Genomic DNA, 20,489 nt, shown 5'->3' with positions numbered 1-20,489 from the left:
CTAGCGCGTGACGGGCAGGCCGAGTGCGGTCGCGGCGATCATGTCCCGCTGGATCTCGTTGGTGCCGCCGCCGAAGGTGAGGATCAGCGCCGACCGGTGCAGCCGCTCGATCCGCCCGGCCAGCAGCGCACCCGGCGAGCCGTCGCGGACGACGGCCGCCTCGCCGAGGACCTCCATCAGCAGCCGGTACGCCTCGATCGCGAACTCCGTGCCGAACACCTTCGTCGCCGACGCCTCCGCCGGGCCCAGCTCGCTCGCCGCGGCCGCCCAGGCGATCCGCCAGTTCCGCAGCTTCAGGTACTCCGCGCCCGCGTGCACCCGCGCCAGGTGCAGCCGCACCCATTCGTGGTCGATGGCGCCGGTCTCCTTCGCCCACGCCACGACGTCGGCGAGGGCCTTGCGGATCGGCGCCGACGACGTCAGCGCGACGCGTTCGTGGTTGAGCTGGTTGGTGATCAGCGGCCAGCCCGCGTTCTCCCCGGCCACGCGCGCCGACACCGGCACGCGCACGCCGTCGTAGTAGGTCGCGCTCGTGCCCGCGCCCGCGACGGTGTGCACCTTGGTCCACGAGAACCCGGGCGCCGACGTCGGCACGATGAGGATCGACAGCCCGCGGTGCTTCTTCGCCGCCGGATCGGTCCGGACGGCGAGCCAGACGTAGTCGGCGTACTCGATCAGGCTGGTCCACATCTTCTGCCCGGTGACGACGTACTCGTCGCCGTCGCGCTCGGCGCGGGTGCGCAGCGACGCCAGGTCGGTGCCCGCCTCCGGCTCGGAGTAGCCGATCGAGAAGTGCAGCTCGCCCGCGGCGATCTTCGGCAGGTAGAACGCCTTCTGCTCGTCGGTGCCGTACCGCATGATGGTCGGGCCGACCGTGTTCACCGTCAGGAACGGCACCGGCACCCCGGCGATCGCGGCCTCGTCGGTGAAGATGAGCTGGTCGAGCATCGGACGGCCCTGGCCGCCGTACTCGCGTGGCCAGCCGAGCGCCAGCCAGCCGTCCTTGCCCAGCTGGCGGACGATTTCCTTGTAGGCAACGCCGTCGCCGTACTCGCCGCCGCCCGAGCGCAGCCCGGCGCGCCGTTCGGGCGTCATCAGCTCGGCGAAGTACTCCCGCAGCTCGGCCGCCAGCGCTCGCTGCTGGGGCGTGTAGTCGATCCGCACCCGTCACCCCGATCCGGCGTTATACTAGAACCTGTTCTAGTTGTACCAGGACTCACGCGGCGGAGGAAGCATGGAGATCGGCGTCGATCGTTCGCTCTGCGAAGCGAACGCGGTGTGCGTGGGGTTCGCGCCGGACGTCTTCGACCTCGACGACGACGAGGAACTCGTCATCCGGCCGGGCGCGGTCCCGGAAGACCAGATAGAACGTGTTTCCGATGCGGTGAAGAGCTGTCCCAAGAATGCCCTGTTCATTGCGGGTTGATCTGGGTCTTGCCTATGGCGAGAACAGATTCTAGTCTGGGCGCGAGATCCGGGACTCGATGAGGAGGCCTCGCGTGAGCCTGACCGGCAGGACGGCGATCGTCACGGGTGCGGCCGCGGGGCTGGGACGGGCCGAAGCGCTCGCCCTGGCCGGTCGCGGAGCCACTGTAGTCGTCAACGACCTCAGCGAGCCGAAGGACGTCGTCGCCGAGATCGAAGCGGCGGGCGGCAAGGCCGTCGCGGTCGCCGGCGACATCGGCGACCGCGCCACCGCCGACGCGCTGACGCAGGCCGCGCTCGACCTCGGCGGGCTCGACATCGTGGTGAACAACGCGGGCGTGCTGCGCGACCGGATGCTGTTCTCGATGTCCGACGACGACTGGGACACCGTGCTGCGGGTCCACCTGCGCGGCCACTTCCTGTTGTCCCGCAACGCCGCCAGGCACTGGCGCGAGACGTCGAAAGCGGCCGGGAAGCCGGTGTACGGGCGGCTGGTGAACACGGCGTCGGAGGCGTTCCTCATCGGCTCGCCCGGTCAGCCGAACTACGCCGCGGCGAAGGCGGGCATCACCGCGCTGACCATGTCGGCCGCCCGCGGCCTGGCCAAGTACGGCGTCCGCGCCAACGTGATCTGCCCCCGCGCGCGCACGGCGATGACCGAAGGCGTGTTCGGGGCCGCGCCCGCCGAGGGAACCGACCCGCTGTCGGTCGAGCACGTCGCCCCGTTCGTCGCCTACCTCGCCTCGCCCGCGGCCGAGCACGTCAACGGCCAGGTGTTCGTGGTCCACGGCGGCACGGTCGCGCTGGTCGGGGCGCCCCGGATCGAGCAGCGCTGGAGCCTCGGCGAGCTCGAGACGTCCGTCAGCGCGTTCTTCGACGGCCGCGACCCCGGCCGGATGTTCGCCGCCACCGAGATCCTGGAGGAGTCGTGAGGCTGGACGGGAAGATCGCCATCGTCACCGGGGCCGCGCGCGGCCAGGGCGAGGCCGCGGCGCGGGCGTTCGTCGCCGAAGGCGCGAAGGTGGTGATCGCCGACATCCTCGACGACGAAGGCAAGCAGCTGGCCGCCGACCTCGGGGAGCACGCGGTCTACCAGCACCTCGACGTCGGCAGCGAGGACGACTGGGCCGCCGCCGTCGCCCGCGCCGCGACCGAGTTCGGCGCGCCGAACGTGCTGGTCAACAACGCGGGCATCCTCCATTTCTCGGAGCTGGCGACGACGACGCTGGCCGACTACGAACGCGTGATCCGGGTGAACCAGATCGGGGCGTTTCTCGGGATGCGCTCGGTCGTTGAACCGATGACCGCCGCCGGCGGTGGCTCCATCGTCAACGTGTCCTCTGTGGAGGGTCTGGCCGGGATGCCCTACCTCGTCGCCTACACCGCGAGCAAGTTCGCGATCCGCGGGATGACCAAGGTCGCGGCCATGGAGCTGGGCCGCAAGCGGATCCGGGTCAACTCGGTGCACCCCGGCGCGATCGACACCAAGATGGTCGAGACGGCGGCGGGCGGCCAGAAAGTCGACATGTCGTACGTCGGGAAGAAGGTCGCCCTGCGGCGGGTCGGGCAGCCCGAAGACGTCGCGAAGCTGGTGCTGTTCCTGGCCAGCGACGAAAGCGCGTACTGCACGGGAGCGGAGTTCGTGGCCGACGGCGGGGCGACGGCGACGCATGCGCTCAATTTCCAGTGAACACCGCTAACAAAACCGGGCACCGGGTGTGGGAGTAAGACTCGGGGGTGACTGACTACTGGGAGGTGTGGTGAGCGACAGCGTTGGCGCGCTCCCGGGAACCGCGGCCCTGACCCAGGTCGGCCGGCTCGCGACGCTCTCCTGGGAAGTTCTCCGCGCGATCTTCAAGCGCCCCTTCCAGGCCCGCGAGTGGATCCAGCAGTGCTGGTTCTTCGCCAGCGTCACGATCCTGCCGACCGCGCTGGTGGCCATCCCGTTCGGCGCGGTGATCGCCCTGCAGCTCGGCTCGCTGACCGCGCAGATCGGCGCCCAGTCGTTCACCGGCGCGGCCAGTGCGCTGGCCATCGTCCAGCAGGCCAGCCCGCTGATCACCGCGCTGCTGGTGGCGGGCGCCGGCGGCAGCGCGGTCTGCGCGGACATCGGCGCGCGCAAGATCCGCGAAGAGATCGACGCGATGGAAGTCCTCGGCGTCAACCCGATCCAGCGCCTCATCGTGCCGCGCGTGCTCGCCGCGATGGTGGTTTCGGTGCTGCTGAACGGCTTGGTCAGCGTCGTCGGCGTCCTGGGCGGCTACTTCTTCAACGTCGTCCTCCAGGGCGGCACGCCCGGCGCGTACCTGGCCAGCTTCAACGCGCTCGCGCAGGTGCCGGACCTGTGGATCAGCGAGATCAAGGCATTGCTGTACGGCTTCGTCGCCGGGGTCGTCGCGGCGTTCCGCGGGCTGAACCCGGCGGGCGGGCCGAAGGGCGTCGGCGACGCGGTCAACCAGGCCGTCGTCATCACGTTCCTGCTGCTGTTCCTCATCAACGTCGTGCTCACCGCGATCTACCTGCGGATCGTCCCGCCGAAGGCCATGTGATGACCGCCGTCGACGCCGACCGCACCCTCGAGTACCTCGCGCGCCCGGGCCAGAGCCTGGAAGGCCTGGGCAAGCAGCTCGCGTTCGCCGCGAAAGCGCTCGCCTGGTCGCCGCGCACGATCCGCCGGTACAGCCGGGAAACGCTGCGGCTGCTGACCGAGGTCTGCTTCGGCACCGGCGGGCTCGCCGTCATCGGCGGGACGCTCGGCGTGATGATCGGGATGACGCTGTTCACCGGCCTGATCGTCGGCCTGCAGGGCTATTCCGCGCTGAACCAGCTCGGCACGGCCGCGCTGACCGGGTTCATCTCCGCCTACTTCAACACGCGCGAAGTCGCACCGCTGTCCGCCGGACTCGCGTTGAGCGCGACCGTCGGCTGCGGGTTCACCGCCCAGCTCGGCGCCATGCGCATCTCCGAGGAGATCGACGCGCTGGAAGTCATGGGCGTGCCGAGCATGCCGTACCTGGTCACGACGCGGGTGCTGGCCGGGGTCGCCGCGGTGATCCCGCTGTACGCGGTCGGCCTGCTGTCGAGCTACCTCGCGTCGCGGCAGATCACCATCTGGCTCTACGGCCAGTCCGCGGGCACCTACGACCACTACTTCACGCTCTTCCTGCCACCCGGCGACGTCCTGTGGTCGTTCGGGAAGGTGATCGTGTTCAGCGTGCTCGTGATCCTGTCCCACTGCTACTACGGCTTCAACGCCAGCGGCGGCCCGGCCGGGGTCGGCGTCGCCGTCGGCCGCGCGGTACGGACGTCGATCGTGCTGATCTCGGTGCTGGACTTCTTCCTGTCCCTGGCGATCTGGGGCGCGAACACGACGGTGAGGATTTCCGGATGAGGCGCGAGCTGTGGCAGCGGCTCCGGTACCAGGTGCTGGGGCTCGCCTTCCTGCTCGTCGCCGCGGTGTTCGTCGCGTTCACCCTCGCCGTCTACAACAAGGCGTTCACGCCGGTGACGCTGGTGAAGCTGGAAACCGACCGCGTCGGCAGCCAGCTGCGCACCGGCGGGGACGTCAAGGTCCGCGGCATGCTCGTCGGCGAAGTCCGGTCGGTGCAGGCGAAGGGTGACCACGCCGAGCTGGAACTGGCCCTGGACCCGGACAAGACGTCCGTCATCCCGAAGAACGTCTCCGCGCGGCTGCTGCCGAAGACGCTCTTCGGCGAGCGGTACGTCGCCCTGCAGCTGCCGGAGAAGAAGGAACGGCCGATCGAAGCCGGCGACGTCATCCCGCAGGACCGCAGCAGCGCCGCGATCGAGCTGCAGAAGGTCCTCGACGACGTCATGCCGCTGCTGCAGGCGGTCCAGCCCGAAAAGCTGTCGAGCACGCTCACCGCGGTGGCCACCGCGCTCGACGGCCGCGGCAAGCAGCTCGGCCAGACGCTCGCGCAGCTGTCGGACTACCTCGGCAAGCTGAACCCGTCGCTGCCGGACGTCAAGGCCGACATCACCGGCCTGGCCAACGTCGCGAACACCTACACCCAGGCGGCGCCGGACCTGCTGCAGGCACTGTCGGACCTCACCACGACCAGCCGGACGATCGTGGACCAGCGCGCCCGGCTGAGCGACCTCTACGCCACCGTGGCGGCAGCGTCCATTGACCTGACGAACTTCCTGCAGGTGAACAAGGACAACCTGATCCGGCTCACCACGGCGGTCCAGCCGACGCTGGACGTCCTCGCGAAGTACGCGCCCGAGTACCCGTGCCTGCTGCGGCAGCTGGCGGAGTCCGTGCCGCGCGCGGAACTCGCCTTCGGCAAGGGCACCGCGCATCCCGAGGTCAGCCGGGTCACCATCGAGTTCGCCGCCAGCCGCGGCAAGTACCTGCCCGGCGTCGACGAGCCGAAGTACGAGGACAAGCGCGGCCCGCGCTGCTACCCGAGCGTCCCGCATCCCGGGGTGTGGCCGCAGTACCCGCCGGACGGCGCCATCAAGGACGGCTCCAGCAAGCCGCCGCCGCCGAAGTACCCGCCCGAGGAGCTGCCCGCCGGGGGCGGGGCCGTCGGCGGCGACGGCACGATCGTCGGCTCGGCCTACGAAAAGGACCTGATCGACCTGCTCGCCTCGCCCGCGCTCGGCACCTCGCCCGGCGACGTGCCCGGCTGGGCGGGCCTGCTCGTCGGTCCGCTCTACCGCGGGGCGGAGGTGGAACTGAAGTGAGGAGTTTCGTCCCGTCCCTGATCAAGCTCGGGGTGTTCGCCGTCGTCACGGTGCTGCTCACCGGGATTCTCGCGGCGACGATCGCGAACACGAACTTCGGCGAGACTTCCGGGTACCTGGCGAAGTTCACCGACGCGTCCGGGCTCAAGGAAGGCGACGACGTCCGCATCGCCGGGGTCAAGGTCGGCCAGGTAGACTCGATCGCGGTGGTCGAGGGCGAGCGGAACCTCGCCGAGGTGCGGTTCGAGGTCGAGCACACCTACCGGCTGCCGGAGACGGTGACCGCGACGATCAAGTACCGCAACCTGGTCGGCCAGCGCTACCTCGCGCTCGGCACCGACGTCCCGGGGGACAAGACGCTGCCCGACGGCGGCACGATCCCGCCCGAGCGCACGAAACCCGCGTTGAACCTCACCGTGCTGTTCAACGGGTTCAAGCCGCTGTTCAAGGCATTGAGCCCGAAGGACGTCAACCAGCTCTCGGCCGAGATCATCAGCGTGTTCCAGGGCGAGGGCGGCACGATCACCAGCCTGCTGCAGCACACCGCGTCCCTGACCAGCGCGATCGCGAGCAAGGACCAGGTGATCGGCCAGGTCATCGCCAACCTCAACACCGTCCTCGGCACGGTCAACGCGCACGGCCCGCAGCTGGGCGACCTCATCGAGCAGACGCAGAAGCTGGTCAGCGGCCTGGCCGAGCAGCGCAAGCCGATCGGCGACGCGGTCAGCGCGCTCGGCGACCTCGCCGTGTCCACCACCGGGCTCTTGGCCGACGCGCGCCCGGTGCTGAAGGACGACGTCGCCCAGCTGGGCACGCTGTCGCAGAACCTCGGCGACTCCGGCCAGCTGCTCAACCACCTCCTCGAGGTGCTGCCGGGCAATCTGCAGAAGTTCACCCGGACGCTGTCCTACGGCAGCTGGTTCAACTACTACCTGTGCGGGATCACCGGCACCATCGGCATTTCCTCGCTCGACATCACCCTGCCGATCGTCCCCATTCCCGGTACGCAGCGCGCGGAGAGGTGTGGTCCGTGAAGCCGCTGAAGGAACGCAACCAGGCCGGAGTGGGCGCGGTCGCGCTGGTGCTGATCGTGCTCGTCACGGCCACGACGTACTTCTCCGACCAGCTCCCGTTCTTCGGCAACGGCACGACGTACTCGGCCTACTTCGGCGAATCGGCGGGACTGGCGCCGGACAACGAGGTCGAGGTCGCCGGGGTCAAGGTCGGCACCGTGTCCTCGGTGACCTTGAAGGGCAAGCAGGTCCTGGTCCGCTTCCGCGTCAAGGACATCCGGGTCGGCGACGCGACGACGGCGTCCATCGAGATCAAGACGCTGCTGGGGGAGAAGTACCTCGCCCTCGACCCGAAGGGCAGCGGCGCGCAGGAACCGAACGACACCATCCCGCAGGCGCGCACGCGTACGCCGTTCCAGCTGCAGGACGCCTTCGAGCAGCTGTCGACGACCGTCGGCGACATCGACACCCAGCAGCTCGCCGACAGCTTCACCGTCCTCTCCGACAGCCTCAAGGACAGCCCGCAGTACCTCAAGGACACGCTGAACGGACTGTCGTCACTGGCTAAGACAGTGTCCTCAAGAGACAGTGACCTGCACACGCTGCTGGCCAACACCAGCAAGGTGTCCAAGACGCTGTCCGACCGCAACGCCCAGCTGCAACGCGTGATCAGCGACGGCAACCTGCTGCTCACCGAGCTGCAGAACCGCAAGGCCGCGATCCACGCCCTGCTCACCGGCACCCAGCAGCTGTCGCAGCAGCTGACCGGGCTCGTCCAGGACAACCGCGCGCAACTGAAACCGACGCTGGAGAAACTCGGGAAGGTGACTGACATCCTGCAGCGCAACCAGGGCAACCTCGACAAGAGCCTGCAGCTGATGGCGCCGTTCGCCCGCGTCGGCGCCAACGCCACCGGCAACGGCCGCTGGTTCGAGGGCTACCTGTGCGGCCTGCTGCCGCCGACCATCAACGCCGGCGTCGTCACCATCAACCCCGAAGGCTGCACGCCGCCGATCGCGGCGCCGAACCAGGGGGTGGGCGGCCGATGACCATCCGCACCTACCGCGGCCGCAGCCTGGTGACGTGGCTGGGCTTCGCGTGCGTGCTCGCGTTGCTCGTCACCGCCGGGCTGTGGCTGGTGTTCCGCACCACCACCGGCACGACGCTGTCGGCCTACTTCGGAAAGACCGTCGGACTCTACGCGGGGTCGTCGGTGCGGGTGCTGGGCGTGCCGGTCGGCCGCGTCACCGGTGTCACGCCCCAGGGCGACGCGGTGCGCGTGGACATGCGCGTCGACGACGTCTCGCTGCCCGCGGACGTCGGCGCGGTCGTCGTCGCGCCCAGCCTGGTCAGCGACCGGTACGTCCAGCTGACCCCGGCCTACGACAGCGGTCCCGTGCTCGCGTCGGGCACGGTGCTGCCGCGGGAGCGCACGGCCACGCCGGTGGAGCTGGACGACCTGTATTCGAGCCTGGACAAGCTGTCGACGGCGCTGGGACCCAACGGCGCCAACAAGAACGGCGCCCTGTCCGGCGTGCTCGACACCGCCGCGAACACGTTGAAGGGCAACGGTACCGCGCTGAACTCGACGGTCGGGCGGCTCGCCGAGCTGGCCAAGACCCTCGACGGCTCGAAGGACGACCTGTTCGCCACCGTGCAGAACCTGAACTCGTTCACCGGCGCGCTGGCCCAGAGCGACCAGCAGCTCAACGAGTTCTACGGCCGCGTCGCCGACGTCAGCCAGTTCCTCGCCGCGGACTCGTCCGAAGTCGGTGCGGCTTTGCAGTCCCTCGGCGGCGCGCTCGGCGACGTCCAGCAGTTCGTCAACGACAACAAGGCCGCCCTGGAGTCCAATGTGGACAAGCTGGCGTCGCTGTCGAAGGTCCTGGTCGACCAACGCGCGGCGCTGGCCGAGGTCCTCGACATCGCGCCGACCGGCGCGACCAACTTCATCAACTCCTATGACGCCGCGTCCGGCACCATCGCCGTGCGCGACAACCTCAACGAGCTGACCCACCCGCCGATCCTCACCGTGTGCCGCCTGATCAGCTCGTTCACGCCGAAGGAAGTCCCGGACACGCTGGGGAACATCTGCAAGCAGCTGGCGCCGATCCTCGACGGCGCCCTGAAACTGCCGAGTATCCCGCAGGTGCTCAACTCGCTGCAGAACGGGACGCTCCCGCCGTTGCCGCTCCCGCTGGTCGACGTGATGGAACAGCTGTCCGGCGGTGCGAAGTGAACGGGCGCAGACGGATCGCCGGAGCGCTGGCCGGGGTGCTCGTGCTGGCCGGCTGCAGCGACGGCGGGTTCAACGGCCTCTACGGCACGCCGCTGCCGGGCGGCGCCGACGTCGGCGACCACCCGTACCACGTCACCGCGCTGTTCACCGACGTGCTCGACCTGGTGCCGCAGTCGAGCGTGAAGGTCAACGACGTCGCGGTCGGGCGCGTCGACAAGATCACCCTGACCCCGGACACGCGCTCGGCGCTGGTGTCCATGACGGTCAACGGGGACATCGCGCTGCCCGCGAACGCGCGTGCCGAGCTGAAGCAGTCTTCGCTGCTGGGCGAGAAGTTCGTCGAGCTGAGCGTGCCGTCGGCCGAACCGGCCACCGGTCATCTGGGTGACGGCGCGCAGATCCCGCTCGGGCGCACCAACCGCAACCCCGAGGTCGAAGAGGTGCTGGGCGCGCTGTCGCTGCTGCTCAACGGCGGCGGCGTCGAGCAGATCCAGAAGATCAGCCACGAGCTGAACGACGCGTTGTCGGGCAACGAGCCGGAAATCCGTGCGCTGCTGTCCCGAGTGGACGAACTGGCCACCCAGCTGGACGGCCACCGCACGGAAATCCTCCGCGCGATCGACGGGCTCGACAAGCTGTCGCACACCCTGACCGGCCAGACACAGAACCTGACCAACGCGCTGGACAACCTCGCGCCGGGCCTGAAGATCGTCACCGACCAGCGTGACCAGCTCGTCGCCATGCTGAGCGCGCTGAACACGCTGTCCGGCGTCGCCGTGGACACCGTGTCCAAGAGCCGGGACCAGCTCGTCGCGAACCTCAAGGCGTTGCAGCCGACACTGACGAAACTCGGCGAAGCCGGGTCGAATCTGCCGAAGGCGCTGCAGATCCTGCTCACCTACCCGTTCCCGGACTACGCGGGCAACGTGATCAAGGGCGACTACGCGAACGTCGAGGCGAACGTCAACCTCGACCTGGACGTGCTGATCTCGAACTTCGCGAACTCGTCGCAGCCGCCGATCCAGCTGCCGTCCGGCATCGGCGGGCAGCAGCAGCCTGCCGCGCCGCCGTTGCCGCTGCCCGACCTCGGCCCCGGCCCGCAGGCGGCCGGGCCGGACCTGCTGGGCGGGCTGCTCGGGCTGCTCGGAGGTGGCCGGTGACCACGCGCAAGGTCCGCGTCCAGCTGTTCGCGTTCGTCGTCATCGCGGTGGTGTCGGTGGTCTACGCCGGCGGCCGGTACGCGGGACTGGACCGGCTCTTCGGCAGCCGCGGGTACGTCGTCACGGCGCAGCTGACCGACTCCGGCGGCATCTTCGTCAACTCCGAGGTGGCCTACCGCGGGGTCACGGTCGGCCGGGTGTCGGGCCTGACGCTGACCGAGCACGGCGTCGACGTGGCGCTCGACATCGACGCAGGAGCCCCGGACATCCCGGCCGACGCGCACGCGCAGGTGGCGAACCGGTCGGCGGTGGGGGAGCAGTTCGTCGACCTCCTCCCGCAGCACGACGGCGGCCCGTACCTCGAGGACGGCTCGGTGATCACGGCCGACAAGACGTCGCTGCCGCCCTCACCGGACACGGTGCTCGCGCACCTGGACGATCTCGTCGCGAGCGTGCACCCGGAGTCGCTGCGGACGGTCGTCGACGAGACGTACGACGCGTTCGCGGGTACCGGCCCGCAGCTGCAGCAGCTGCTGGACAGCACGGGTTCGCTGACCGCCGTCGCGGCCCAGTACGTCCCGCAGACACAGGGCCTGCTGGCGAACTCCCGCATCGTGCTGGACACCCAGCAACGCCAGGCGGCGAACATCACCGACTTCGCTTCGGGTCTGCGCACGATTGCCGGGCAGCTCAAGAAGTCCGACCCGGACCTGCGGCGGGTGATCGCCGAGGCACCGCAGCTGAGCAGGCAGATCAGCGACGTCCTCGCGGCATCGGGAACGGACCTGGGCGTGCTGTTCGCGAACCTGCTGACCACGGCCCAGATCACGACGTCCCGCAAGGACTCGATCGAGGAACTCCTGGTGGCGTACCCGATCATTTCGGCGTTCTCACCGTCGACGTCCCCGGACGGCACGGGTCACCTCGGCGTGGTGTTCAACTTCTTCGACCCGGTCTCCTGCACGAAGGGTTACGAAGGAACCAAACAGCGTCCGGCGAACGACACGTCCGAGGCACCGGTGAACATGAACGCGTACTGCGCGGAGCCACCGGGAAGTCCGACCGGGGTCCGAGGGGCGCAGAACGCGCCGTACGCGGGCAAACCGCCGTCGATTCCCGCGGCGCCTTCGGCCACGGCGTCGGTGCCGGCCCAGGCACAGCTGCCGGGCATGCTGAGCCTGCTGAGCGGTCCGTCGGCGGGCGGGCTGGGCAAGCTGCTGGGTGCACCGTGAAACTCCTGGTGGCAGCGGCAGTCCTGGCCGTGCTGGCGGCGGGTGTCACAGGCTGGTCCTGGTGGCAAGCCGCGTCCGATGACTCTCTTGCCCGAGGCCGCGACCGCGACGCGGTTCTGGCGGCAGCGGGCCCCGAGCTGGTCACGTTGAACACCATCGACTACCGCACGGCGGCGGCGGACGTGGACCGCTGGCTGGCGGCCACGGCGGGCCAGTACGGAAAGGACCTGTCGGGTGACCGCCAGCTGCAGATCGACCGCGCGGTATCGGCCCGAACGGTATCGTCGGCCTCGCTGGTCCAGGCGGCGGTAACGGAGATTTCCCCTGACTCGGCAAGGTTGCTGGCGGTGCTGGACGTCCGTGTCTCAACCGGCGGCGCCCCCGCCACGCCTCGCATGAACCGGCTGACGGTGGACGTCCTGCGGTCGCCGTCGGGCTGGAAGGTCTCGGGCGTCCAGGCGGCCGGGTCGTGAAGCGGGTCCTGCTGGCTGTCGTGGTGCTGGCGCTGGGGTGTGCCATGTGGTTCGGCATCGAAGCGGCTTCGTTGTCCCCAGGGGACAATCAGGCTTTGGTGGATCTTCCGGCCACGGCTTCGGTGTCTGCCGAGGTAAGCGATGCGGTCAAGGCGGTGTTTTCCTACGACTACGCGAATCTGTCCCGCACCGAGCGCGCGGCCTCGGAAGTCCTGACGGGCGACGCGGTCCGTCAGTACCAGACCCAGTTCGCTTCGGCACGTACCCGTGCTGTGGCCGAGAAGGTGGTCCGGACCACGACGGTCCGTGCGGTCGGCGTGCGTTCCCTGCACGGTGATTCGGCTTCGCTGTTGCTGTTCCTGGACCAGCAGACCGTGAGTGCGGCCGGGGGAGCACCGGCGTCATCGGTGGCCCAGCTCAGCGTTACCGCGCAACGAATCGACGGGCGCTGGAAGATCTCCGGGTTGACGGCACTGTGAATCACCTCGTCGAGTGATGACGGGTGTTCGAAGATGGGGCAACCTGGGTTTGTGGACAGAACCTTCGCCCTGCACGCCGATGCGGTCGCCATCGCCGACCGCATCGGTGAGCTGGTCGCGACCATGCGGTCCTGTGAAGCCGCGCTCGGTGCTCTTCTCGTGGGTGTGGAGCAGCGCGGGGTCATGGATCTCTTCGGATACCGTTCTGTGGCGCGGCTTCTGGAGCACCTTGCCGATGTTCCCCGGCAGGCTGCTGAAGTCCTGATCAAGCGTTCCCGGCATCTCCATCCCGGTCTTGCCCTCGACGGCACGCCGCTTCCCGCTTTGGCTCCCGAGGTTGCTGTCGTGGCGCGGGAGGGGCGGTTGAGCAACCCGATGATCGACACCATCGTTGGTGTGCTGCGGGATACTCCTCTTGAGCACCGGGATCGGGTCGAGCAGGACCTGCTGGGGTTTGCTGCCGATGCCGGGCACAAGCAGGTCGCCGTTCTCTGCTCCCGCATCCTGGCCCACCTTCATCCCGACGGCCAGCCTCCTCAGGACACCGAACCCGCCCGGCCGGACCGCGAACTGTCCTTGCGACGCAAGAGATCCGGAGTTTGGGAGCTGCACGGACGGTTCGATGACGAGACCGGGACACGGGCCAGCGCGGTCCTGGATGCCCTCGCCCAGCGGCGCTCCACCGACGAAGGTCCCGACCTGCGTTCCCCGCTGGAACGCTACGGCGACGCCTTCTCTGACGCCATCGACCTCGCCGCCAACTCCCCGGAGCTGCCGATGCAGGCCGGGGAACGCGCGCACGTGATGGTCGCGATCTCCCTCGAGGACTTGAAGACCGGCATCGGCAAGGCGCTCCTCGGTGATACCGGCACCATCTCCGCCGCCGAAGCGCGGCTGCACGCCTGCGACTGCATGATCATCCCCGCGGTGCTGGGCAGCCACAGCGAACCCCTCGACGTCGGACGCCTCCGACGCCTCGTCCCACCCGGCATCCGCCGGGCCCTGTACCTGCGCGACCGTGGATGCGCCTTCCCCGGCTGCCATCGACCGCCCCGGCATTGCCAGGGCCACCACATCCGGCACTGGTCCGAAGGCGGCCCCACCGAACTGGGGAACCTGGTGCTGATGTGCGCCCACCACCACCGGCTGCTACACCGCTCCGGATGGGAAGTCCGGATCGCCGCCGACGGGTTACCGGAGTTCCTGCCACCGGTGTGGCTGGACAAACGCCGAAAACCCCGGCGCAACAACCTCCACGAACCGCTGCCATTCGCGGCGTGACGGGGGCAGGCCCGCAGCCACACGGCTACGGGCCTACACCCACGCCCAAACCACAAGCGGTCTTCGCAGCAGGGATCGGCTCGGTCAGTGAAGTTTCACTACCGCGAATCAGTTTGCCGGCTGCCACCACAGCCATTGAGCGGCGGAACCGGCTGAGCATCTGTCCACACGGGTCACTCCTCGGATAGGAGCGCCTCGGCGAGTTCTGCCTTCCGAATCCGTCGGGCGTCCGAATGTGCTGAGCATCTGGCCGCGTCGGCGTGAGGTTCCGAGCCCTGCGTTCCAACCTCCCTCGGGCGACTGAACGCGCCGAGCATCTGGCCGTCTCGGCGAGGGGTACCGAGCCTCCCCGGGCGTCCGAATGCGCCAAGCACCTGCCGAGCCGAACGGCATCCCGTCCGGCCGCAACGCGGAGGTTCCAGCAGACCGAACCCACCAAAACCACCCGGCAGAAACCCCGGCTAACCGTCCCAGACAGCCGCGCCCTGGCGGAGCACCTCGACCCCGGACGAAGACGTCACCGGCCAAAGCTCCACCACATACCGGTAATGCTCCCCGAACTCGTGCTCGTTCCACGTCACCGAAGGCGGCCCAGCAGGCACATAGGACACCCGCACCCGGTAAACCCCCGGCTCCACCGCAAAGACCTTCTCCTGCGACGGATAGTCCGCAGGCCCGGAGACCACCACGGACCCGCTCGGCACCGGCACCGACGCCTCCACGACGTGCTCGGCCGAAGCCACCAGCTCAGGAGGCGAAGGCAGCACCGTCACCGAGACCTCGACCACATCCGACCGCGCCGTCGCGATCGCGACGCCGCCCCGCTCCACCCCGATCCGGTGACTTTCCACCGCCTCCGGGGTCCACCCGCTGCCGTCCAGCCGGGCCAAGGAGTCGCGGAGGGAGAACTGCCGCTGGTCGGCGTGGACTACGAGATGCACACGAACCACCCTAGCCAGGACCCGCCCCGAAATGGTATCGACGCCGGGGTTAGCGTTGACGGCATGACCACTGCTTCCGTCGACGCCGACACGGCCCGCAGCGACTACGCCGCGCTGGTCGGCCGAGGCCTCTCCCTGGACATCACCCGCGGCAAGCCCTCGCCCGAGCAGCTCGCCCTCTCGAACGGGCTGCTGAGCCTCCCCGGCGATGGCGACTTCAAGGCCGAGGACGGCACCGACGTCCGCAACTACGGCGGCCTCAAGGGCCTGCCCGAGCTGCGCCGCATCTTCGCCGGCGCGCTGCAGGTGCCCGTCGAGCAGCTGCTCGCCGCCGGGAACTCCAGCCTCGAGCTGATGCACGACGCCGTCGTGCAGGCGATGCTCAGCAAGCTGCCCGGGGCCGAGCGGCGGTGGGCCGACGAGCCGAAGGTCAAGTTCCTCGCCCCCGTGCCCGGCTACGACCGGCACTTCACGCTTACCGAGCGCTTCGGCATCGAGCTGGTCCCCGTCGCCATGACCGACGAGGGCCCGGACATGGACGCCGTCGAGACGCTGGTCGCCGAGGACCCGGCCGTCAAGGGCATCTGGTGCGTGCCGAAGTACAGCAACCCCACCGGGGTCACGTTCAGTGACGACGTCGTCCAGCGGCTCGCCACCATGCGGACCGCGGCGCCGGACTTCCGGATCTTCTGGGACAACGCCTACGCCGTGCACCACCTCACCGACGACGAGCCCGCCCTCGCCGACCTGCTGGCCCTGGCCACCGAGGCCGGGAACGCCGACCGCGTGTTCGTCTTCGGCTCCACCTCGAAGATCACCCTCGCGGGGGCCGGCGTCGCCTTCTTCGGCGCCTCCGAGGCCAACCTCGACTGGTGGACCGGCAACATCGCCAAGCGCACCATCGGCCCGGACAAGGTCAACCAGCTGCGCCACGCCCGCTTCCTCAAGGACGAGGACGGCGTCCGCGCCCACATGCGCAAGCACGCCGAGATCATCGGGCCGAAGTTCGCCGCCGTCGACCGGATCCTCAGCGAGGAGCTCACCGGCCTCGCGTCCTGGACCAAGCCGGCCGGCGGGTACTTCATCACGCTGACCGTGCCGCAGGGCACCGCGAAGGAGGTCGTGCGGCTGGCCAAGGAGGCCGGTGTCGCGCTGACCCCCGCCGGGGCGACCCACCCGCACGGGAACGACCCCGCCGACGCCGTCATCCGGATCGCGCCGACCTTCCCGAAGCTCGCCGAGCTCGAAGAGGCCGCCCGCGCGCTGGCCGTCTGCGTCCGGCTCGCCGTCGCGGAACGCGGCTGACCTGCGCAAACAGAATCGGGAAGAACTTTTTCCCGATTTGACCGAGCCGGGGGCCGTCCAGGTACGTATCACCGTTGGGTGAGGTGGACGAACTCGTCACGAGAGGACGTCCCCCGGTGTTCGGAAAACGCTACACACGGCAGCTGATCGAGCGCAGCGCGGAGAACGCGACCGACCGCCGCCGCTTCCTCAAGGCTGCGGGAGCGGCGGGGCTCGGCGTCGCGGGCGCCGGTGCGCTCGGTACAGCGCTGTCGCTGGGCCTCGGCTCGGCAGGGGCCACACAGCAGTACGGCCAGCAGGGCGGTGACGCGGCGAAGGAGGCGGCGAGCGACGCCGCCGTGCTGAACTTCGCGCTGAACCTGGAGTACCTCGAGGCCAACCTGTACTCGTTCGCCGTCTACGGCTACGGGCTGAACGAGAAGTACGTCAACGGCGTCGGCAACCTCGGCAAGGTCTCCGGCGGGCACGCGGTGAAGTTCAAGAGCGAGCACGTCAAGCAGATCTGCCAGGAGATCGCCGGCGACGAGGTCGCGCACGTGAACTTCCTGCGCAAGGCGCTGAACAAGGCCGCCGTCGCGCAGCCGGAAATCGACTTCCAGAACAGCTTCACCGCGGCCATGCAGGCCGCGGGCGTGATCAAGCAGGGCCAGACCTTCGACCCGTTCGCGAGCGAGAACAACTTCCTCCTCGCCGCCTACCTGTTCGAGGACGTCGGCGTGTCCGCCTACAAGGGCGCCGCGCCGCTGGTGAACAACAAGACGTTCCTCGACGCGGCCGCCGGCATCATGGCCGTCGAGGCCTACCACGCCGGCATCGTCCGGTCGGCCCTGTTCGAACGCGGCCTCGGCGACGTCACCAACAAGATGTCCGACGCCCGCGACAGCCTCGACGGCAAGGCCGACGACGACGAAGGCGTCCTCAAGGACGGCAAGGCGAACCTCGTTCCCGCGGACGCCAACGGCATCGCGTTCGGCCGGTCGGCCGACCGGGTGCTCAACATCGCCTACCTCAACCCGGACAAGGTGTCCTCGGGCGGGTTCTTCCCCCGCGGCCTCAACGGCGACATCGCCACCAGTGGTGCGAAAGAATGACGCCCGCGTGCCGCCGTCGCGGTAACGTCGACGACGGCGGCACGCGAGGTCACGAGGGGGCACGGGGTGCGGGTACTGGTCGCCGGGGGCGGGATCTCCGGCACGGTCACGGCAATGGCGCTGAAACGGGCCGGGCACGAGCCGGTCGTCTACGAGGCCTACCCGGCGGGCGGGGACGACATCGGCGCGTTCCTGACGATCATGCACAACGGCATGGACGCCCTGCGCGCGATCGGCGCCGACGGGCCGGTGATCGACGCTTCCTTCGCCGCCTGCGGGGTCGAGCTGGTCGCGCCGACCGGGGAAACCGTGGGGCGGCGGGAGTTCGACACCGAAGGCCTCGACGGACCGCGCACCCTCACCCGCGCGACGCTCTACCGCGTCCTGCAGGAGGAGGCCGCGCGCCGGGGTGTGCCGCTGGAACGCGGCAAACGGCTCGTCGGCGCGAAACCGGGCCCGGGCGGCATCACGGCCGAGTTCGCCGACGGCACCACCGCGACCGGCGACGTCCTCGTCGGCGCCGACGGCCTGCGCTCGGTCGTCCGGCGCCTGATCGACCCGGCCGCGGACGAACCGCGCTTCACCGGGCTGACCGTCGTCTACGGCTACACGCGGGCGCCCGGCCTGCCCGCGGCGCCCGGGATCTACCGGATGATCCGCGGCAGCCGGGCCGCGTTCGGCTTCACGACCGCCCCGGACGGCGCGACCTTCTGGTTCGCCCGCATCCCGGACTTCGAGCGGCCCCGCGCCGAGATCGCGGCGGTGACCCCGGCGGGCTGGCGCGAGTTCGCGCACGCGGCCTTCGACGGCGATCCCTTGCCGTGTACCGGAATCGTCGCGGCCACCGGGGACGAGGTCTTCGGTGGGCACTCCTACGACGTGCCCGAGACGCGCGTCTGGTGGACCCCGGAGATGGTGCTGGCCGGGGACGCCGCCCACGCCGCGTCGCCGGCGGCCGGGCAGGGCGCGTCGATGGCGCTGGAGGACAGTGTCGTGCTGGCGCAGTGTCTGCGCGACTTCCCGGATCCGCCGTCGGCTTTCGCCGCGTACGAAGGGCTGCGGCGCGAGCGCGTCGAGAAGCTGGTCGCCGCGAGCGCGGGCGGGGACGTCGGCGAGGAACGCGGCTGGCTCTACTCCCACCACATCGACTGGGACGCGAAGGTCACCGCCCGATGAGCCTCGGCCCGCCGCCTCAACGCGTCACCGCCGACGCCGGGCTCGTGCGCCGGCTGGTCGCCGAGCAGTTCCCGCAGTGGGCGGACCTGCCGGTGCGGCCGGTCGCCGACGGCGGCTGGGACAACTTCACGTTCCACCTCGGCGACGGCATGACGGCCCGGCTGCCCAGCGCGGCCGAGTACGCCCTGGCGGTCGCCAAGGAACAGCACTGGCTGCCGCTGCTGGCGGCCCGGCTGCCATTGCCGATTCCCGTCCCGCTGGCGGAAGGCAAGCCCGGCGCGGACTATCCGTTCCCGTGGTCGGTCTACCCGTGGCTGGCCGGCGAACCGGCGAGCACCGGCCGGATCGCCGACCCGGTCCGGTTCGCGCTCGACCTCGCCGGATTCCTGGCCGCCCTGCAGGACATCGACGTCACCGTCGCGCCCGGGCCCGGAAAGCACAACTGGTTCCGGGGCGGTCCGCTGAGCACCTACGACGAGGTGGCCCAGCGGGCACTGGTGAAGCTCGACGGCGTCGTCGACACCGGCCCGGCCCGCGAGATCTGGGCGGCCGCGCTGGCCGCACCCTGGGACGGGGCGGGGAAGTGGTTCCACGGCGACATGGCCGAAGGAAATCTCCTGCTCCGCAACGGCGAACTGGCGGCGGTCATCGACTTCGGGACCTGCGGTGCCGGGGATCCGTCCTGTGACCTGGCCATCGCGTGAACGCTGCTGACCGGCGAAGCCCGCCAGGCGTTCCGCGAGCGGCTGGCCGTCGACGACGCGAGCTGGGCGCGCGGCCGCGGCTGGGCGCTGTGGAAGACCCTCGCCACCTGCGCCCGCACCCAGGGCGGCACCGACCGCGAAGCCGTGAACGCCCGGCGCGTCCTCGACGAGATCTGCGGCGGGCAGCTCGCTTGAGGCGGTCTCACGACCGGGAGCCGCAGGAATCGCGGATCACCAGTTTCGTCGGCAGCAGCACCGGTTCCGGTGCGCCCGCGTTCTCGATCATGGCCAGCAGCGCGCCCGCCGCAGCCGTGCCGAAGCCCGGCTTGTCCTGGGCCACCGTGGTGAGCGCGGGATCCACCAGGGACGCCACCTCGATGTCGTCGAAGCCCACCACGGCCAGGTCCGCGGGCACCCGCAGCCCGGCCGCGCGCGCGGCCAGCAGCGCGCCGACCGCCATCTCGTCGCTGGCCGCGAACACCGCGGTCGGCGGGTCCTTGCGGGCCAGCAGCCGCCGCATGCCGACGAACCCGCTCTCGCGGTAGAAGTCGCCGGTGACCACGAGTTCGTCGCGCACCGGCAGCCCGGCTTCGGCCAGCCCGCGCAGGTAGCCCTCGGTGCGGTCGGCGGCGGGCGCGTTGCCGCGCGGGCCGGTGATGGTCGCGATCCGGGTGTGCCCCAGCGCCACCAGATGCCGGACGGCCTCCGCCGCGCCACCGGCGTTGTCCGAGGTCACGTACGTCGCCCGCGGCCCGGACAGCGCCACGTCGAGCGCGACGCACGGCAGGCCGGACTGGGCGAACGTGGTGAACGCGTCGGCGTCGGTCCCGCTGTCGATGAGCACCAGCCCGGCCAGGTGGTGCCGCCGGGTCATGCTCACGTACGCGATCGGGTCGGCCAGTGACACGCCGGGACGGCGGTCGCGGGCGTCGTCGCTCGTGGCGAGCAGCAGCAGGTGGTAGCCGTGCGAGCTGAGCGCGGATTTCAAGCCCAGCAACAGGTCCTGCAGGAACGGGTGCCGCCAGCCGGGGCGGCGGTGGTCGGTGTCCCAGACCAGCCCGACCATCGCCGACTGCTGCCGCGACAGCGCGCGTGCCGACTCGTTCGGCGAGAAATCCAGCTCCCGCGCCACGCGCTCGACGCGTTCGCGCGTCGCCGCGCTGACCGCGGCGGGCCGGTTGAAGACCCGCGACACGGTGGCGACGGAAACCCCGCACAGCTGGGCGACCTCGCGGGCGGTGACCATCCTTGACCTCCGTG

20 protein-coding genes and 2 pseudogenes are annotated in these 20,489 nt (G+C 70.0%); 18 read left to right on the top strand and 4 right to left on the bottom strand.

From position 1 onward, the window contains the following. On the bottom strand, nucleotides 1–1,164 hold the full coding sequence (locus ABJI51_RS36355) for an acyl-CoA dehydrogenase family protein (protein ID WP_348955644.1): 1,164 nt from the start codon (nucleotides 1,162–1,164) through the stop codon (nucleotides 1–3). A 70-nt stretch (nucleotides 1,165–1,234) separates the two neighbouring features. Here ABJI51_RS36355 and ABJI51_RS36350 point away from each other — a divergent pair, with 70 nt between their 5' ends. From ABJI51_RS36350 to ABJI51_RS36285, 14 genes are all read left to right on the top strand, one after another. Beyond that, a complete protein-coding gene (locus ABJI51_RS36350; protein ID WP_348955643.1) occupies nucleotides 1,235–1,426 on the top strand; it encodes a ferredoxin in 192 nt (63 codons plus the stop codon). A gap of 73 nt (nucleotides 1,427–1,499) precedes the next feature. Next, nucleotides 1,500–2,357, top strand: a complete 858-nt coding sequence (locus ABJI51_RS36345; RefSeq protein ID WP_348955642.1) for a 3-oxoacyl-ACP reductase — start codon at nucleotides 1,500–1,502, stop codon at nucleotides 2,355–2,357. Next, entirely contained in the window at nucleotides 2,354–3,115 is a 762-nt protein-coding gene (locus tag ABJI51_RS36340; protein ID WP_348955641.1) for a glucose 1-dehydrogenase, read from the top strand. Before ABJI51_RS36345 ends, ABJI51_RS36340 begins: the two co-directional genes overlap by 4 nt. 70 nt (nucleotides 3,116–3,185) lie before the next feature. Further along, nucleotides 3,186–3,974 (top strand): MlaE family ABC transporter permease, encoded by a 789-nt coding sequence (locus tag ABJI51_RS36335; RefSeq protein ID WP_348955640.1) that lies wholly within the window; start codon nucleotides 3,186–3,188, stop codon nucleotides 3,972–3,974. After that, the gene (locus tag ABJI51_RS36330) at nucleotides 3,974–4,816 is read left to right on the top strand and encodes an MlaE family ABC transporter permease (protein ID WP_348955639.1); all 843 of its coding nucleotides are present in this window, start codon (nucleotides 3,974–3,976) and stop codon (nucleotides 4,814–4,816) included. The genes ABJI51_RS36335 and ABJI51_RS36330 overlap by 1 nt, the downstream gene beginning before the upstream one ends. Then, a complete protein-coding gene (locus ABJI51_RS36325) occupies nucleotides 4,813–6,135 on the top strand; it encodes an MCE family protein (protein ID WP_348955638.1) in 1,323 nt (440 codons plus the stop codon). The genes ABJI51_RS36330 and ABJI51_RS36325 overlap by 4 nt, the downstream gene beginning before the upstream one ends. Continuing rightward, nucleotides 6,132–7,169: an MCE family protein gene (locus tag ABJI51_RS36320; RefSeq protein WP_348955637.1), complete on the top strand. Its 1,038-nt coding sequence runs from the start codon at nucleotides 6,132–6,134 to the stop codon at nucleotides 7,167–7,169. The genes ABJI51_RS36325 and ABJI51_RS36320 overlap by 4 nt, the downstream gene beginning before the upstream one ends. Beyond that, complete coding sequence (locus ABJI51_RS36315; RefSeq protein ID WP_348955636.1) at nucleotides 7,166–8,197, top strand: MlaD family protein; 1,032 nt, start codon at nucleotides 7,166–7,168, stop codon at nucleotides 8,195–8,197. Before ABJI51_RS36320 ends, ABJI51_RS36315 begins: the two co-directional genes overlap by 4 nt. Beyond that, nucleotides 8,194–9,387: an MCE family protein gene (locus tag ABJI51_RS36310; RefSeq protein ID WP_348955635.1), complete on the top strand. Its 1,194-nt coding sequence runs from the start codon at nucleotides 8,194–8,196 to the stop codon at nucleotides 9,385–9,387. Before ABJI51_RS36315 ends, ABJI51_RS36310 begins: the two co-directional genes overlap by 4 nt. Further along, entirely contained in the window at nucleotides 9,384–10,547 is a 1,164-nt protein-coding gene (locus tag ABJI51_RS36305) for an MCE family protein (RefSeq protein WP_348955634.1), read from the top strand. The genes ABJI51_RS36310 and ABJI51_RS36305 overlap by 4 nt, the downstream gene beginning before the upstream one ends. Further along, nucleotides 10,544–11,779 (top strand): MCE family protein, encoded by a 1,236-nt coding sequence (locus ABJI51_RS36300; RefSeq protein WP_348955632.1) that lies wholly within the window; start codon nucleotides 10,544–10,546, stop codon nucleotides 11,777–11,779. Before ABJI51_RS36305 ends, ABJI51_RS36300 begins: the two co-directional genes overlap by 4 nt. Nucleotides 11,780–11,787: 8 nt before the next feature. Beyond that, nucleotides 11,788–12,252 carry a hypothetical protein gene (locus ABJI51_RS36295; RefSeq protein WP_348955631.1) on the top strand — a complete coding sequence of 155 codons (465 nt, stop codon included), beginning with the start codon at nucleotides 11,788–11,790 and terminating at the stop codon, nucleotides 12,250–12,252. After that, nucleotides 12,249–12,731 carry a hypothetical protein gene (locus ABJI51_RS36290; RefSeq protein ID WP_348955630.1) on the top strand — a complete coding sequence of 161 codons (483 nt, stop codon included), beginning with the start codon at nucleotides 12,249–12,251 and terminating at the stop codon, nucleotides 12,729–12,731. The genes ABJI51_RS36295 and ABJI51_RS36290 overlap by 4 nt, the downstream gene beginning before the upstream one ends. A gap of 123 nt (nucleotides 12,732–12,854) precedes the next feature. Next, nucleotides 12,855–14,012, top strand: coding sequence for an HNH endonuclease signature motif containing protein (locus tag ABJI51_RS36285; protein ID WP_348955886.1), 1,158 nt, complete (start codon nucleotides 12,855–12,857; stop codon nucleotides 14,010–14,012). Between the two features lie 461 nt (nucleotides 14,013–14,473). Here ABJI51_RS36285 and ABJI51_RS36280 read toward each other — a convergent pair whose 3' ends face one another. Further along, nucleotides 14,474–14,953, bottom strand: coding sequence for a hypothetical protein (locus tag ABJI51_RS36280; protein ID WP_348955629.1), 480 nt, complete (start codon nucleotides 14,951–14,953; stop codon nucleotides 14,474–14,476). A gap of 63 nt (nucleotides 14,954–15,016) precedes the next feature. Here ABJI51_RS36280 and ABJI51_RS36275 point away from each other — a divergent pair, with 63 nt between their 5' ends. The 4 genes and pseudogenes from ABJI51_RS36275 (at nucleotide 15,017) to ABJI51_RS36260 (ending at nucleotide 19,424) form a co-directional block, all read left to right on the top strand. Beyond that, nucleotides 15,017–16,258: an aspartate aminotransferase type Ic gene (locus tag ABJI51_RS36275; RefSeq protein ID WP_348955628.1), complete on the top strand. Its 1,242-nt coding sequence runs from the start codon at nucleotides 15,017–15,019 to the stop codon at nucleotides 16,256–16,258. A 116-nt stretch (nucleotides 16,259–16,374) separates the two neighbouring features. Then, nucleotides 16,375–17,349, top strand: coding sequence for a ferritin-like domain-containing protein (locus ABJI51_RS36270; protein WP_348955885.1), 975 nt, complete (start codon nucleotides 16,375–16,377; stop codon nucleotides 17,347–17,349). A gap of 66 nt (nucleotides 17,350–17,415) precedes the next feature. Beyond that, nucleotides 17,416–18,525: an FAD-dependent oxidoreductase gene (locus ABJI51_RS36265; protein ID WP_348955627.1), complete on the top strand. Its 1,110-nt coding sequence runs from the start codon at nucleotides 17,416–17,418 to the stop codon at nucleotides 18,523–18,525. After that, nucleotides 18,522–19,424, top strand: a pseudogene (locus ABJI51_RS36260) (aminoglycoside phosphotransferase family protein). The gene ABJI51_RS36265 and the pseudogene ABJI51_RS36260 overlap by 4 nt, the downstream one beginning before the upstream one ends. Nucleotides 19,425–19,431: 7 nt before the next feature. Here ABJI51_RS36260 and ABJI51_RS36255 read toward each other — a convergent pair. Together ABJI51_RS36255 and ABJI51_RS36250 are read right to left on the bottom strand one after the other, a co-directional pair. Further along, on the bottom strand, nucleotides 19,432–20,295 hold the full coding sequence (locus tag ABJI51_RS36255; protein ID WP_348955884.1) for a LacI family DNA-binding transcriptional regulator: 864 nt from the start codon (nucleotides 20,293–20,295) through the stop codon (nucleotides 19,432–19,434). Nucleotides 20,296–20,340: 45 nt separating this feature from the next. Then, nucleotides 20,341–20,481 (bottom strand): annotated as a pseudogene (locus tag ABJI51_RS36250) (LacI family DNA-binding transcriptional regulator); the annotation flags it as partial. Nucleotides 20,482–20,489 lie beyond the last annotated feature (8 nt).

The organism is Amycolatopsis melonis (assembly GCF_040064235.1).
Classification (GTDB): Bacteria; Actinomycetota; Actinomycetes; order Mycobacteriales; family Pseudonocardiaceae; genus Amycolatopsis; species Amycolatopsis melonis.
The sequence above is the reverse complement of the archived record's forward strand: the minus strand, read 5'-3'. Positions and strand labels throughout refer to the sequence as shown.